Source organism: Streptomyces justiciae (assembly GCF_015163075.1).
Taxonomy (GTDB): Bacteria; Actinomycetota; Actinomycetes; order Streptomycetales; family Streptomycetaceae; genus Streptomyces; species Streptomyces justiciae.
Window position 1 is genome coordinate 226082 of sequence record NZ_JADDXU010000009.1, and the last position, 14104, is coordinate 240185.

Annotated in this window: 13 protein-coding genes; 5 read left to right on the top strand and 8 right to left on the bottom strand. The window is 72.4% G+C overall.

Features of this window, described 5'->3' with window-relative positions:
* Window positions 1-194: 194 nt before the first annotated feature.
* Window positions 195-1439 carry a metallophosphoesterase gene (locus IQ210_RS25445; protein WP_194081423.1) on the bottom strand — a complete coding sequence of 415 codons (1245 nt, stop codon included), beginning with the start codon at window positions 1437-1439 and terminating at the stop codon, window positions 195-197.
* A 42-nt stretch (window positions 1440-1481) separates the two neighbouring features.
* Complete coding sequence (locus IQ210_RS25450; protein ID WP_194081424.1) at window positions 1482-1724, bottom strand: SCO4848 family membrane protein; 243 nt, start codon at window positions 1722-1724, stop codon at window positions 1482-1484.
* 91 nt (window positions 1725-1815) lie between these two features.
* Between IQ210_RS25450 and IQ210_RS25455 the strand changes: the two genes are divergently transcribed.
* Window positions 1816-3093, top strand: coding sequence for a D-alanyl-D-alanine carboxypeptidase family protein (locus IQ210_RS25455; protein WP_407699724.1), 1278 nt, complete (start codon window positions 1816-1818; stop codon window positions 3091-3093).
* On the opposite strand, the gene IQ210_RS25460 is transcribed toward IQ210_RS25455, so the two are convergent.
* From IQ210_RS25460 to IQ210_RS25470, 3 genes are all read right to left on the bottom strand, one after another.
* Window positions 3047-3958 (bottom strand): YihY/virulence factor BrkB family protein, encoded by a 912-nt coding sequence (locus IQ210_RS25460; RefSeq protein ID WP_194081426.1) that lies wholly within the window; start codon window positions 3956-3958, stop codon window positions 3047-3049. The genes IQ210_RS25455 and IQ210_RS25460 overlap by 47 nt on opposite strands.
* A 117-nt stretch (window positions 3959-4075) precedes the next feature.
* Window positions 4076-5254 (bottom strand): decaprenyl-phosphate phosphoribosyltransferase, encoded by a 1179-nt coding sequence (locus IQ210_RS25465; RefSeq protein ID WP_228048310.1) that lies wholly within the window; start codon window positions 5252-5254, stop codon window positions 4076-4078.
* Window positions 5247-5957, bottom strand: coding sequence for a phosphatase PAP2 family protein (locus tag IQ210_RS25470; protein WP_228048311.1), 711 nt, complete (start codon window positions 5955-5957; stop codon window positions 5247-5249). The genes IQ210_RS25465 and IQ210_RS25470 overlap by 8 nt, the downstream gene beginning before the upstream one ends.
* A 143-nt stretch (window positions 5958-6100) precedes the next feature.
* Between IQ210_RS25470 and IQ210_RS25475 the strand changes: the two genes are divergently transcribed.
* Both IQ210_RS25475 and IQ210_RS25480 read left to right on the top strand, forming a co-directional pair.
* Entirely contained in the window at window positions 6101-7450 is a 1350-nt protein-coding gene (locus tag IQ210_RS25475) for an FAD-binding oxidoreductase (RefSeq protein ID WP_194081427.1), read from the top strand.
* 48 nt (window positions 7451-7498) lie between these two features.
* Window positions 7499-8254, top strand: coding sequence for a decaprenylphospho-beta-D-erythro-pentofuranosid-2-ulose 2-reductase (locus tag IQ210_RS25480; RefSeq protein ID WP_194081428.1), 756 nt, complete (start codon window positions 7499-7501; stop codon window positions 8252-8254).
* Here IQ210_RS25480 and IQ210_RS25485 read toward each other — a convergent pair.
* The 3 genes from IQ210_RS25485 to trpS all read right to left on the bottom strand — a co-directional run bounded on the left by IQ210_RS25485 (window position 8251) and on the right by trpS (window position 12235).
* Window positions 8251-10416: a protein kinase domain-containing protein gene (locus tag IQ210_RS25485; protein WP_194081429.1), complete on the bottom strand. Its 2166-nt coding sequence runs from the start codon at window positions 10414-10416 to the stop codon at window positions 8251-8253. The genes IQ210_RS25480 and IQ210_RS25485 overlap by 4 nt on opposite strands.
* A 37-nt stretch (window positions 10417-10453) precedes the next feature.
* Complete coding sequence (locus IQ210_RS25490; RefSeq protein ID WP_194081430.1) at window positions 10454-11038, bottom strand: 2'-5' RNA ligase family protein; 585 nt, start codon at window positions 11036-11038, stop codon at window positions 10454-10456.
* A 186-nt stretch (window positions 11039-11224) separates the two neighbouring features.
* Complete coding sequence (gene trpS / locus IQ210_RS25495; protein ID WP_194081585.1) at window positions 11225-12235, bottom strand: tryptophan--tRNA ligase; 1011 nt, start codon at window positions 12233-12235, stop codon at window positions 11225-11227.
* 188 nt (window positions 12236-12423) lie between these two features.
* On the opposite strand from trpS, the gene IQ210_RS25500 reads away from it, so the two are divergent.
* Together IQ210_RS25500 and IQ210_RS25505 are read left to right on the top strand one after the other, a co-directional pair.
* Window positions 12424-12984 (top strand): RNA polymerase sigma factor, encoded by a 561-nt coding sequence (locus tag IQ210_RS25500; RefSeq protein ID WP_256786023.1) that lies wholly within the window; start codon window positions 12424-12426, stop codon window positions 12982-12984.
* A complete protein-coding gene (locus tag IQ210_RS25505) occupies window positions 12971-13978 on the top strand; it encodes a hypothetical protein (RefSeq protein ID WP_228048312.1) in 1008 nt (335 codons plus the stop codon). The genes IQ210_RS25500 and IQ210_RS25505 overlap by 14 nt, the downstream gene beginning before the upstream one ends.
* Window positions 13979-14104: the final 126 nt, after the last annotated feature.

The window sequence follows — 14104 nt, forward strand, 5'->3', positions numbered from 1 at the left end:
CCGGGCCCCTGACGGCCCCCAAGCGCATATGCCACTCCCCTAGCGGCGCGGCTCACCTAATCACACGGGTTTCCCCGGGGGAAGAGGGATCTTGAGAGTTGAGAAAGTCATTGCCGCAAGGCGTTACCGAAGAGTTTCACAGGGCTCGCACAGAGTCTGCCGCGAAAGGTTTCAGACCGGCCGTGGAAACGGCTCTACGCCTGTCGTGACGCCAGCTCCACCACCGTGATGTCCGAGGGCGCGCCCACGCGCGTGGGCGGCCCCCAGGCGCCCGCGCCGCGGCTGACGTAGAGCTGGGTGTCGCCGTAGCGTTCCAGGCCCGCGACGGTCGGGTTGGCGGCTTCGGCGACGAGGTTGCCGGGCCAGAGCTGGCCGCCGTGGGTGTGGCCGGAGAGCTGGAGGTCGACACCGTGCTCGACGGCGTCGTGGATCTGCACGGGCTGGTGGGCGAGGAGCACGCACGCGCGCGTGGTGTCACGGTCGCCGAGCGCCTTGCCGAAGTCGGGGCCCTGGCCCTCGCTCTCCCCGGCGATGTCGTTCACGCCCGCGAGATCGAAATGACGCAGCTCCGTACGGGCGTTCTCCAAGGGGAGCAGTCCGAGCCGGCGCACCTCCTCGACCCACTGCTCGGCGCCGGAGAAGTACTCGTGGTTGCCGGTGACGAAGTAGGCCGGCGCCTTCAGCCGCGACAGCGGGGCGGCGGCCGGGCCGAGGTCCTGCACGCTGCCGTCCACCAGGTCGCCGACGACCGCGATCAGGTCGGGCTGCGTGGAGTTGACGGTGTCGACGACCTTCTGCGCGAAACCGCGGCCCAACACGGGGCCGAGGTGGATGTCGCTGACCACCGCGATCCTGAACCCGTGCGCCGCGCGCGGCAGTTTGGCCAGCGGCACGGTGACCCGCTTCACCCGCGGCCCGCGCAGCACGCCGTACGTGCCGTAGCCGACGGTCCCGACCGCCGCCGCGGCGGCCGCTCCGCCGACCACGCGGGAGACGAACAGGCGTCGGGAGGGAGCGGCGAGGAGACGCGGAGAGGCCGGCTCGGCCGGTTCTTCGGGGCCCGCTCCCGCGGGTACGGGTTCCGGCTGGGGTACGACGACTGCCGCGACGGGTGCCCTGCGCCGGTCCCGTCGCTCCAGGAAGCGGCGCAGCAGCGGTCGTACGGCCTCACCCGCCACCACGCCCAGCAGCAGGTAGATCGACAGCGCGAGCCACAGGAAACCCGGCCACGCGAGCGTCTGCTGGAGCCAGAAGGGCGCTCCGGTGCGCTCGCCCACGAGGGCGCCGATCGCCAGCAGCCAGCCACCGGCGACGACCACCACGCCGGCCCGCCGGCCCCACCCCGGGCCGCTCGTCGTGTCGCGGAACAGGCGGCGCCACAGGTACCAGTTGGCGGTCACCAGGACGGCCAGGGCGAGCACGGCGAAGACGATGACCACGAAGTCGTATCCCTTTGTTGTCGTGTGCGGGCGACCGGCCCGCTATGACGTCTGGCGCAATGCGCGCACCCCGCGCAACCCGATGAGCCCGACGACCGTCCCCAATACGAAGGAAACGACGGCGAGCAGCAGGTGCACCCAGAAGTACGCGGTCGGGTCGCCCGCGTCGTCGAACGCGAGCCCGCTGCCGTCCTTGACGAGATTCTTGACGAAAGTGATCCAGATGACCCAGCTCCACACCCCGAAGGCGAGCAGGAACCAGGAGACGGGGCGGCTGAGCTTCATACGTCCAGTATCTCCGCCGGGTGTCTGGTTCCTCGCCCGGGGTGGGGAGGGCGGTGGGACTTCACGGGCGGTGGCATGTACGTTTCCGACCGTGTCCGCACCCAAGAAGACCATCAGGCGATCGCTGCTGGTCGCTTCCGCCACCCTGACGTCCCTCGCGCTGACCGCAGGCCCCGTGCTCGCCGCCCCCAGCCCCTCGACGTCTCCCTCGGCCACCCCGCCCGCGAACATGTCGACGGTCGGCGGCGCCCGGCTCGGTCAGGCCGGCACCCAGGTCAACCTGGCGAGCGGGGTGCCGGTGCTGCCAAAGGACCTCACCGCGCGGTCGTGGATCGTCTCCGACGCCGAGTCCGGCGAGGTGCTCGCCGCGCACAACGCGCACTGGCGGCTGGCCCCGGCGAGCACCCTCAAGATGCTGTTCGCCGACACCGTCCTGCCGAAGTTCCCCAGCACCACCGAGCACAAGGTCGTCCCCTCCGACCTCGCCGGCGTGGGCGCCGGCTCCAGCATGGTCGGCATAAAGGAGGGCGAGACGTACACCGTCCACGACCTGTGGCTCGGTGTCTTCCTGCGCTCCGGCAACGACGCCGTGCACGTGCTGTCCGCGATGAACGACGGCGTGAAGAACACGGTCGCTCAGATGAACGAGCACGCCGAGGAGCTCCAGGCCCTCGACACCCACGTGGTCAGCCCGGACGGCTACGACGCCGAGGGCCAGGTGTCAAGCGCGTACGACCTGACGCTGTTCGCCCGCTCCGGGCTGCAGAAGAAGGACTTCCGCGAGTACTGCTCGACGGTCACCGCGAAGTTCCCGGGCGAGACGAAGAAGAACAAGAAGGGCAAGAAGGTCCGCGGGTCCTTCGAGATCCAGAACACCAACCGGCTGCTGTCCGGCGACTCCGACATAGACGTCTACCAGGGCATCGCCGGCGTCAAGAACGGCAACACCACCAACGCGGGCGCCACCTTCACCGGCGTCGCCGAGCGGGGCGGAAAGGTGCTGCTCGTCACCGTCATGAACCCCGAGAAGAACGAGCACAACGAGGTCTACAAGGAGACCGCGAAACTCTTCGACTGGGGCTTCAAGGCCGCGGGCAAGGTGGAGCCGGTGGGCGAGTTGGTCCCGCCGAAGAGCGCCGCGCAGCCGAGCGCCCAGCCGGGTGCCACGGCCTCCGGCGAGGCGGGCGGCGCGGTCGGTGGCGGCGGGTCCTCCGCCAAGCCGGTGGCGAGCGCCACGGCGGCCTCCGGCTCCGGCGGCATGGGCATCGCCCTCGCCATCACCGGCGGAGTGCTGGTGCTGCTGGCGGCGGGCGCGTACCTGGTCAACCGCCGGTGGCCGCTGCCGGATCTCGTACGTCGTCGTCGCTGACCTCGGGCAGTTCGTCCTCCTTGCTCTGCGTCGCCGTCCAGGCGGCGCAGAACAGGACGAGTTTCGAGGTGAAGTTGATCCACAGCAGCAGGGCGACGGGGACGCCGAAGGCGCCGTACATGCTCTTCGCGGCCACGCCCTGCATGTAGCCGCTCAGCAGCAGCTTCAGCAGCTCGAACCCGACCGCGCCGATCAGCGCCGCCACCAGCAGCCGGCGGCGCGTCGGTTCGACGCCGGGCAACAGGGTGAGGACGTACAGCAGAAGCAGGAAGTCGGCGAGCACGGCGATCAGGAACGCGGCGATCCGCAGCAGGACAGCGCCCCAGCCCGCGCGGTCGATGCCGATCTGGTCGCTGATCCAGCCGACCATGGCGGAGCCGACGGCGGACGCGGCGATCGTCACCAGGAGCGCGCCGCCGAGGCCGACGAGGATGCCGGTGTCCTTGGCCTTGCTCAAGAACGGGTTCACCTCCTCGTCGGGCAGCTCCCACACCGCGCGCAGGCACTCACGCATCGAGCCGACCCAGCCGATGCCCGTGAACAGCAGCACGGCGCCGGCGATGAGACCGATGGTGCCGGCGTTCTCGACCAGGCCGTCGATGTTCAGCTGGTCGGAGATACCGGGCACCTGGTCGGCGATCTTGTTCTGCAGCTCGTCCTGCTGCGACTTGCTGAGGGTCGCGGCGGCGATCGCGGCGGCCACGGTCAGCAGCGGGAACAGCGCGATGAAGCTGATGAACGTCATCGCCGCGGCCAGCCGCGTCCACTTCACCCGGTCCAGCCGCTCGTACGACCGCCACGCGTGCGTGGCCATCAGCCGGACGAACGCTGGCCCGACTACGGGGAGCTTCTTCAGCCAGTCCATGTCCGCCTCTGTGCTCGGTGACCCAGGTATGCCCCGGGTCCTGAAGACCCATGTACGAGTACCCCCAAAGCGCAGGACAGTGGCGAACGCCATGCCGGTCCCGGCGAGCCGGGTGGTCTACCAATGGGCCACCGCCAGCCCGTACATCCCCAGCCACACCAGGCCGATGAGGGCGAGGGCGCGGTCGCCGAGGACGACCTCCTCGGGCTCCCCCGCGATGCCGCGGTCGGCGAAGACGGCGTACCGCAGGACCGCGAGGATGAACGCCACCACGGACAGCTGGCGCCAGGGCAGCAGACCGGTGGCTGTGCCGGTGGCCGTGGGCGCGGCATGCGTGCCGCCGCCCTCCAAGGCCCACAGGCAGTACCCGAGGACGGCGACCCCGGCCGCGAGCTGCCAGACGAAGCGCAGATAACCGGTCGTGTACTCGGTGAGCAACGCGCGCGTGGCGCCCGCCGCGCCCTCCATCTGCACGGCCTCGGAGTAGCGCTTGGCCGCCACCATGAACAGCGCCCCGAAGCCGGTCGTGATCAGGAACCAGCGTGACAGCGGAATCCCGAGGGCCAGCCCGCCGACCATCGCCCGCATCAGGAACCCGGTCGCGACGACGATGAGGTCGACGACCAGGACGTGCTTGAGGCTGACGCAGTAGGCCAGTTGCATGCCGACGTAGGCGGTGAGCAGGGCCGGGACGAGCGGCGGGGTGAGCCAGCCGGCGAGGGCGAGCGCCAGGACGGCCAAGACGCCTCCGACGCCGTATGCCACGGACACGGGGACCTGTCCGGCGGCGACCGGGCGGTGGCGCTTGGTGGGGTGGGCTCGGTCTGCGTCGGCGTCGCGGGCGTCGTTGATCAGGTAGACGGCGGCGGCGCACGCCGTGAACAGCGCGAAGACCAGGGCGAGTTGGGTGAGCGCGTGCCGGGTGAAGAGCTGACCTGCGGCCGCGGGGGCTGCGACGACGAGGAGGTTCTTGACCCACTGCTTGGGGCGGGCGGTCTTGAGGAGGCCGTGGAGGACGGAGTGGGGGCGGGGGTGGGGGTGGGTGTGGGGTGATGCGGGGTGTCGTGGGGGCGTGCGTTGGCCGAGGAGGGCGGGGGTGTGGGGGTGCGCGGAGGTGTGGGGGTGCGTGGGGGTGTGGGGGTGCGCGGCCGCGGTGGGGTGCGCGCTGTCGGATCGTGCGCCGTCGTTGGGGTGTACGCCGACGTCAGGGTGCGCGCCATCGTTGGGGTGTGCGCCGTCGTCGGGACATGCGCCGCCGGGGCGCCCGTTGTTGGGGTGCGGCGCGATCTCAGTCATGCGCGCCCCCTCGCATCCAGCGCGCTCCGAAACGCGCCGTGAGCGCCCCCAGGGCCGCGCCCGCCGCGACGTCCGAGGGGTAGTGGACGCCGACGACGAGGCGCGAGAGGCACATGGCGACGGCGAGGGGTGGGAGAAGGCGGGTGGCGCGCGCGGCGGCGTGGGTGGCGGGCGTGAGGCGGGGAGCGCGCGCCGCGTGGGTGACCGGCGTGAGGGCGGTGGCGCGCGCGAGGTCCGTGGCGCGCGCGAGGTCGTCGGGGCGCGCGATAGCCGAAGCGCGCCACCCACCCACCCCGCACGCCCCCAGCGCCCCGAACGCGACCGCGGCCGCCGCGGCGGAGGTCGCGTGCGAGCTCGGGAAGGAGTAGCGGCCTACGGTGGGCACGAGGGGTTCGACGTGCGCCGGGCGCGGACGTCGCACCACCCTTTTCACGCCCATGCTGACGGCGTGCGCTCCCGCGGTGAGCGCCGTCCCGCGCAACCAGGCGCCGCGCCGCGCGCCGTCCACGGCGGCTCCCGCGAGGCCCGCCGCGAGCCACAGCGCCCCGTGCTCGCCGGTCCAGGACAGGGCGCGCGCGGCGGCGCCGACGCGAGGGTCCGCGCCGTACGCCCGGAACGCCGAAAGGATTCGGCGGTCCATGCCCTGGCGCACGGCGAGGACACTGGTGTCGTCGAGGCCGCCCGGATCGTCGAATGGGTCCATGTGGACTCACTGTTCACGCCGACACGGCCCGAGCTCCGGCAATATTGAGCGACATCCCATTAATCACCCATTTCGGGGAGAGGGTGAATGTCCAGGGATGTTTGAAAACAAATCGCCTCCTTAAGGGCGATACGGTCGCCGACATGTCTGCCGAGACCGTTTCCGTCACGGGATGGGGCCGTACGGCGCCCACCGCGGCCCGTCTGATCCGCCCACGGACGTACGAGGAGGCCGTGGCGGCCGTCCGGGGCTGCGGGGCCCGCGGCGGCATCCCCAGGGGCCTGGGACGGGCGTACGGCGACGCGGCGCAGAACGCGGGCGGGGCGGTCCTCGACATGACGGCCCTGGACCGCGTCCATGTCATCGACGCCGGCAGCGGCATCGTGCTGTGCGACGCGGGCGTCTCCCTGCACCGGCTGATGCGGGTCCTGCTGCCGCTCGGCTGGTTCGTCCCGGTCACCCCCGGCACGCGTCACGTCACGGTCGGCGGCGCGATCGGCGCCGACATCCACGGCAAGAACCACCACGTCTCCGGCTCCTTCTCCCGGCACCTGCTGTCCTTCGAACTCCTCACCGCCGACGGCGAGATCCGCACGGTGAGCCGCGGCACGCCCCTGTTCGACGCGACCACCGGCGGCCTGGGCCTGACCGGCGTGATCCTGACCGCGACGGTCCAGCTGCAGCCGGTGCAGACCTCGCTGATGTCCGTCGACACCGAACGCGCGCGTGACCTCGACGACCTGATGGCCCGGCTGACCGCCACCGACGACCACTACCGCTACTCGGTCGCGTGGATCGACCTGCTGGCCCGCGGCGCCGCGACCGGCCGCGCGGTGCTCACGCGCGGCGAGCACGCGCCCCTCGACGCGCTGGGCACGCGCGCGCGGAGGGACCCGCTGGCGTTCCGGCCCGCCCAGCTCCCGGCCCCGCCCGCCGTCCTCCCGGAGGGGCTGCTGAACCGCCGTACCGTGGGCTGGTTCAACGAACTCTGGTACCGCAAGGCCCCCCGCGCGCGTACCGGCCAACTGCAGAAGCTCTCGACGTTCTTCCACCCCCTGGACGGGGTCCCGCACTGGAACCGCGTCTACGGCCGCGGCGGCTTCGTGCAGTACCAGTTCGTCGTCCCGTACGGCCGGGAGGACACCCTGCGCCGGATCGTGCGCCGCCTCTCGGAGCGCCGCTGCCCGTCCTTCCTCGCCGTCCTCAAGCGGTTCGGCGACGCCGACCCGGGCTGGCTCTCCTTCCCGCAGCCCGGCTGGACCCTGGCCCTGGACATCCCGGCGGGGCTGACCGGCCTCGGCGCCCTCCTCGACGAACTGGACGAGGAAATCGTCGAGGCGGGTGGGCGCGTCTACCTCGCCAAGGACTCCCGGCTGCGCCCCGAACTGCTCGCCGCGATGTACCCGCGCCTCGACGACTTCCGTGCCCTGCGCGCCGAGTTGGACCCGCGCGGGGCCTTCGTCTCCGACCTGTCCCGCCGCCTCGACCTCTAGAGCCCCGATCCCCGGAGCCTCTGGCTCGACCCATAGGAGCTGCTTGCCGTGAAGGACGCCTTCGGTCTCCCCCAGTCCCTGCTCGTCCTCGGCGGGACGTCAGAGATCGCGCTGGCCACCGCCCGCCGACTCGTCGCCCGCCGCACCCGCACGGTATGGCTGGCGGGACGCCCCTCGTCCGCGCTGGAGCAGTCCGCGGCCGACCTGCGCGCCCAGGGGGCCGACGTGCGCACCGTCGCCTTCGACGCGCTCGCTCCCGAGTCCCACGAAACCGTGCTCGGCAAGGTCTTCGCCGAGGGCGACATCGACATGGTGCTGCTCGCCTTCGGGGTCCTCGGCGACCAGGCCCACGACGAGCGCGAACCGCTCGACGCGGTGCGGGTCGCGCAGACCAACTACACCGGCGCGGTGTCGGCCGGGCTGGTCTCCGCGCGCGCGTTGCAGGCGCAGGGCCACGGCTCCCTGGTGGTCCTCTCCTCGGTCGCCGGTGAACGCGCGCGCCGCTCCAACTTCATCTACGGCTCCAGCAAGGCGGGCCTCGACGCCTTCGCCCAGGGCCTGGGCGACGCCCTGCACGGCACCGGCGTCCACGTCATGGTCGTACGCCCCGGGTTCGTCCGTACGAAGATGACCGCCGGCCTGCCGGAGGCGCCGCTCGCGACGACGCCCGAGGAGGTCGCGACGGCCGTGGAACTGGGGCTCAGGCGGCGTTCGGAGACGGTGTGGGTGCCCGGGGTGCTCCGGTGGGTGATGTCGGCCCTGCGGCACGTACCGCGCGAGGCGTTCCGGCGGTTGCCGCTCTAGGCGTCGCGCAGGACGTCGTAGGCGCGTACGCCGCTCTCCTCGCGGACGTAGAGCAGGTCGCCGGCCGTCCAGTGGGGCAGGAAGTCGCCCAGGGCCGAGTGCTCGTGGGACGCCACGGACCAGGCGTCGCCGCCGTCGGCGGGCCGGATGCCGCGCAGCCGCCGGCCGTCGTGCACGTGGAGCAGGCCGCCGTGCGGTTCGACCGCCATGGTCAGATACGGCTCCTCCGACGTCAGCCGCCACAACGGGCGGCCGTCGGCCAGGTCGTGGCCGAGCAGCACGCTGCCGAAGGCCGACCAGACGACCCCGGCGGTGACGCCGGCCCGGTCCACCCGGGGCCGGCGGCCGACGTCCGCGACGGGCGTGGTCCAACGCAGTCGGCCCGTGCGTGCGGCGTGGGCCCAGATGCCGCGGCCGGTGACGACGAGCACCGTCTCGCCGTCCGGGGTGCCTACGAGCGCGCTCAGGCTCGGCCCGCGCGGCTTTCTGCTGCGCCACAGGGCGGTGCCCGTCGCGCCGTCGCGGCAGACCAGGCCGCCGAACGAGCGCCAGGTGTACGTCCGTTCGCCTATGGAGACGGCCGCGTGGGCCTTCTCGGTCCATGACGAGCCTTCGTCCGCGCCGAAGCCGACGGAGGCGAGCCGCTCGTAGCCCGCGATGAACAGCCGGTCCCCGACGACCCAGTTGGCGTCGTCGCGGCGCGGGGAGGAATCTCCGTGCCGCGGCTTCGTCGTGACGGCCATACCGGTGTCGGGGCGCAGGAGGGCGATGTCGTCCCAGGTGTAGTCGCTCTCCGGTTCCCCGGCGCGCCTGCCGACCCGCAGCACGACCAGCTGCTCCGGCGTGTCGGTGACCAGGAGCCTGATGTCCGTGACCGGCCGGCCCGCCTCGCCGTCGGGGTCGCGCTCCCACAGGCGCACACCGTCCCGCGCGCGGTGGCCGTACGCGCGCCCCTGGTCGTCGGCGAACACGAACACGCCGTGGGCCGGCACCGGTCCCGCCCGGAGTTCGAAGCCCGCCTGGACGGACCAGCGCTGCGCCCCTGTGGCCGCGTCGAAGCCGTGGATGGTCCCGCCGCCCGCGAGGCAGACGATGCCGGCGTCCCGGTCGAGTGCGGGCCCCTGGAAGGCGACGTACTCGCCCTCGCCGAGGCCGGGGGCCGTCCAGACCCAGGGGCGGGCGTCCGCCGCGCGCGTGTGCGGCCGTTCGGGGAGTTCCGCGCCGTCCGTCTGCGGCTTCGTGGCGGGGACGCCGTACGCCCGCTCGGTCGCCGCCTCCGCGCTCGCGTGCGTCAGCAGGTCCCGCGCGGCGGGCACCAGGAGGTCGGCGAAGCCGTGGACGTCGTCCACGCGCGCGTGGCGGGCGCACAGGGCGGCGAGGGCGGGCAGGTCGAGCCGTTCGCCGGGGTCGAGGGCGAGCCCTCCGTGAGCCAGCTCGGCCAGCGGTCCGTGGACGCCGGTGAGGTCCGGCGGCTCGTGCAGGACGTGGGCGATGTACTCGACGAACGTACGGCTGCGGAACGGGGTCCGCCCTGTGCCCGCGTACAGCAGCAGGCAGGTCAGGGCGAAGACGTCCGCCGCGGGGCCGACGCCGCGCATGCCGCGCAGCTGCTCGGGGGCGACGTAGCCGGGTGTGCCGGCGGCCTCGTGGGTGACCGTGAGGCGGGTGGCGTCGGCGAGGGAGGCGATGCCGAAGTCGATGACGCGCGGGCCGTCCGGGACGAGGAGGACGTTGGACGGCTTGAGGTCGCGGTGCACCAGCCCGGCGCCGTGCAGCGTGGCGAGCGCCTCGCAGAGCCCCGCGCCGAGCCGCCACAGCGCCTCGGGGGCCAGCGGGCCGCCGCGCGTGACGACCGTGGCGAGGTCGGGGCCGGGGACGTACTCCGTGGCCAGCCAGGGCAGTTCCGCGGTCGGGTCGGCGTCGACGAGCGGGGCGGTGAAGAAGCCGCCGGCTCGGCGCAGCGCCTCGACCTCGCGGCGGAAGCGGGCCCGGAACCCCTCGCTGTCGGCGACGTGCCGGTGCACGGTCTTGACGGCGACCTTCCGGCCGCCCGGGGTGAGCCCCAGGTAGACGGTGCCGAAACCGCCCGCGCCCAGCCGTCCGAGGATCTTGAAGTCGCCTATGGAGACGGGATCTTCGGCTCTGAGCCGTGCCGGACCCACTGTCGCCGCCCTCCCCCGTCGTGCCCTCGTGGCCCGGTCAGTGGGCGGTCGAGCCCTGTTCCACGGCGGCGGAAGAGCCCTGGGGCGGCACCACGGCAGCGCCGCCGAAGGCGTACTCGCGCAGCTTGCGCCACACGCCGTCGGCGCCCTGCTCGTAGAGGGCGAAGCCGGTGCACGGCCAGCGGGCCTCGTAGTCGGCGAGTTCCTCGTACGCGCGGTCCATGGCCGCTTCGTCGATGCCATGGGCGACCGTGACGTGCGGGTGGTACGGGAACTGGAGTTCGCGGGCCACCGGGCCGGAGGCGTCGCGGACCTGCTTCTGGAGCCAGGTGCAGGCCTCGGCGCCCTCGGCGACCTGGACGAACACCACCGGTGACAGCGGCCGGAACGTGCCGGTGCCGGACAGGCGCATCGGGAACGCGCGGCCGGAGGCGGCGACCTCGGTGAGGTGCGCCTCGATGGCGGGCAGCGCGCCGTCCTCGACCTCCGTCGGGGGCAGCAGGGTGACATGCGTGGGGATGCCGTGAGCCGCGGCGTCGCCGAAGCCCGCGCGCAGCTGCTGGAGCTGGCTGCCGTGAGGCTCCGGGACCGCGATCGACACGCCGATCGTTACGGTCCCCACGTCGTCTCCTGTCTTCCCTCTCGGGTGTCTGGGGTCTCCCCCTTGTCGGGTTCGTCCCGGCCGTCCGGCTATCGACTGTACGGCCACGCCTGTGTTGTGGGCAGGCGCAACCGTAGTGATGTGCAGCGCTCTGTCCAGTGGTACGTCTGTGCGGTGCCTGTGCGGTGGTACGCGTGCGTGCTCGGCTCAGTGCTTGGCGGGCAGGAAGCCGACCCGGTCGTAGGCCTGGGCCAGCGTCTCCGCCGCGACGGCACGCGCCTTCTCCGCACCCTTGGCCAGGATCGAGTCCAGCGTCTCCGGGTCGTCCAGATACTGCTGGGTGCGCTCCCGGAACGGCGTCACGAACTCGACCATGACCTCGGCGAGGTCCGTCTTGAGCGCACCGTAGCCCTTGCCGTCGTACTTCTGCTCCAGTTCCGCGATTCCCGTGCCCGTGAGGGTCGAGTAGATCGTGAGCAGGTTGCTGACGCCCGGCTTGTTCTCGGCGTCGTAGCGGATGACGGTGTCGGTGTCGGTGACGGCGCTCTTGACCTTCTTGGCGGTGGTCTTCGGGTCGTCGAGGAGGTTGATGAGGCCCTTCGGCGTGGACGCCGACTTGCTCATCTTGATCGACGGGTCCTGAAGGTCGTAGATCTTCGCCGTCTCCTTGAGGATGTACGGCTTCGGAAGCGTGAAGGTGTCGCCGAAGCGGCCGTTGAAGCGCGTGGCGAGGTCACGGGTGAGCTCGATGTGCTGGCGCTGGTCCTCGCCGACGGGGACCTCGTTGGCCTGGTACAGCAGGATGTCCGCGACCTGGAGGATCGGGTACGTGAAGAGGCCGACGCTGGCGCGGTCGGCGCCCTGCTTGGCGGACTTGTCCTTGAACTGGGTCATGCGGGAGGCCTCGCCGAAGCCGGTGAGGCAGTTGAAGACCCAGGCGAGCTGCGCGTGCTCGGGGACATGGCTCTGGACGAAGAGCGTGCAGCGCTCCGGGTCGAGGCCGGCCGCGAGGAGCTGGGCGGCGGCCAGGCGGGTGTTGGCGCGCAGGTCCGCCGGGTCCTGCGGGAGCGTGATCGCGTGCAGGTCGACGACCATGTAGAACGCGTCGTGGGACTCCTGCAGGGCCACCCACTGGCGGACGGCGCCGAGGTAGTTGCCGAGGTGGAACGAGCCTGCGGTGGGCTGGATTCCGGAGAGCACTCGCGGACAACTCTGCATGGCGGAGCCATTCCCCTGAGGGTGGTGGTGGGCGACGGGCGGGCGATCAGAGGCCATGCTCACCATTCTCTCAGGTGTCGGGGTCCGATCCGGAACTGGTCGGAAACAGATGGGAACCGATCCGTCTCCTGCGGTGTAACAAAGACGTGAGAACGCGGGAGGGGGGCCGCATCGTCGATGAGGCCGCGGTGATCGCACGCGTACGCGCCGGGGAGCCGGAGGCGTATGCGGAGCTGGTGCGCGCCCATACGGGCATCGCGCTCCGGGCGGCCGCGGCACTCGGGGCGGGTGCGGACGCGGAGGACGTGGTGCAGCAGGCCTTCGTCAAGGCGTACTGCGCGCTGGGCAGGTTCAAGGACGGCGCGTCGTTCCGGCCGTGGCTGCTGTCGATCGTCGCCAATGAGACGAGGAACACAGTGCGGACGGCGGCCCGGCAGCGCACGCTCGCGGGCCGGGAGGCGGCGTTCGTGGAGGCGGAGCCGCTGATACCGGAATCGGCGGACCCGGCGGTCGCGGCCCTGGAGACAGAGCGCCGCGCCGCGCTCCAGTCCGCCCTGGAGAAGCTGAGCGAGGAGCACCGTCTGGTCGTCACGTACCGCTATCTGCTGGACATGGACGAATCGGAGACGGCCCAGGCCCTGGGCTGGCCCCGGGGGACGGTGAAATCCCGGCTCAACCGCGCGCTGCGGAAACTGGGCCGACTGCTGCCGGACGCCGACCTCGGGGAAGGGGGTGATGAGCGTGAGTGAGGGACGGAAGGGCTACGACGGTGAGGGCGGCCGTGGCCCCGGGGGCGCCGGTGGCCGGGGGCCGCGCGGCCGTGGCGGGGAGCGGGGCCCGGGATCGCGGGGGCGTCGGCGGGACGACGGCCATGCGGTCGATGCCTCCCGGCTGCCGGAGGAGCTGCGGGCGCTCGGGCGGTCGCTGGACGCCGCCGACGGGGCGGAGGGTTCCCTGGGCTCCGAGACGATGGTCGAGCGGGTGCTGGGCCAGATACTGGCCGAGCGGTTGCCGCCCCCGGTGCCCGAGCCCCGGCGCCCGCGGGAGCGGCTGCGGGCCGTGCGGCGCTGGACGCGAGTGCGGTGGCGTTCGCTGACCGCGACGCTGTGCGGTCTGCTGACGGTGCTCGCGCTCACCCCGCCCGTGCGGGCCGCGGTCTACGACTGGTTCGACTTCGGCGGGGTCGAGGTGCGCTACGACCCGTCGGCGGCGCCCTCGCCGGGGGCCGAGGTGCCCGGCTGCGGTCGGTCCGTGTCGTGGGCGCAGGCCGTGCGGCGGGCCGGGTTCGAGCCGCTGGTGCCGGACGCGCTCGGTGCCCCGGACGCGATGGCGGTGGCGGGTGGGCCGCAGGGACGGTTCGTGATCAGTCTCTGCTGGCGCGAGCGCGGGAAGACGGTCCGGGTGGACGAGTTCGCGGCGGGGCTGGACCTGACCTTCGCGAAGACGGTGCGTGAGCAGCCGGAGTGGATCTCGCTGGGCGGTTCCCCGGTCGCCGGTTCGCAGGACACCGCGCTGTGGTTTCCCCGTCCCCACCTGCTGAGTTTCTGGCTGCTGGACGCGGACGGGAAGCGCTACACCCGTCAGGCGCGCACCGCCGGGCCGACCTTGCTGTGGAGCCGTCCGGTGAGGTCGGCCGAGGTGACGCTGCGGCTGGAGGGTGTGGCGTCGCAGGCCCGGGCGGTGGAGATCGCGAAGTCGGCGACGAGCCCGGTCGCGGAGTCCTCGGGGGCTTCCTCGGATTAGTGCGGGCGGGGTGGGAACCCCGGCGGGCCGAGCGGTGTACCAGAAGTGACACACGGCTCGCGGGGACCGGGGCGGGCCGTTCGCATCGGCAGGTTGGGGGCTCGGGATGCACAGGCAGGCAAGCGG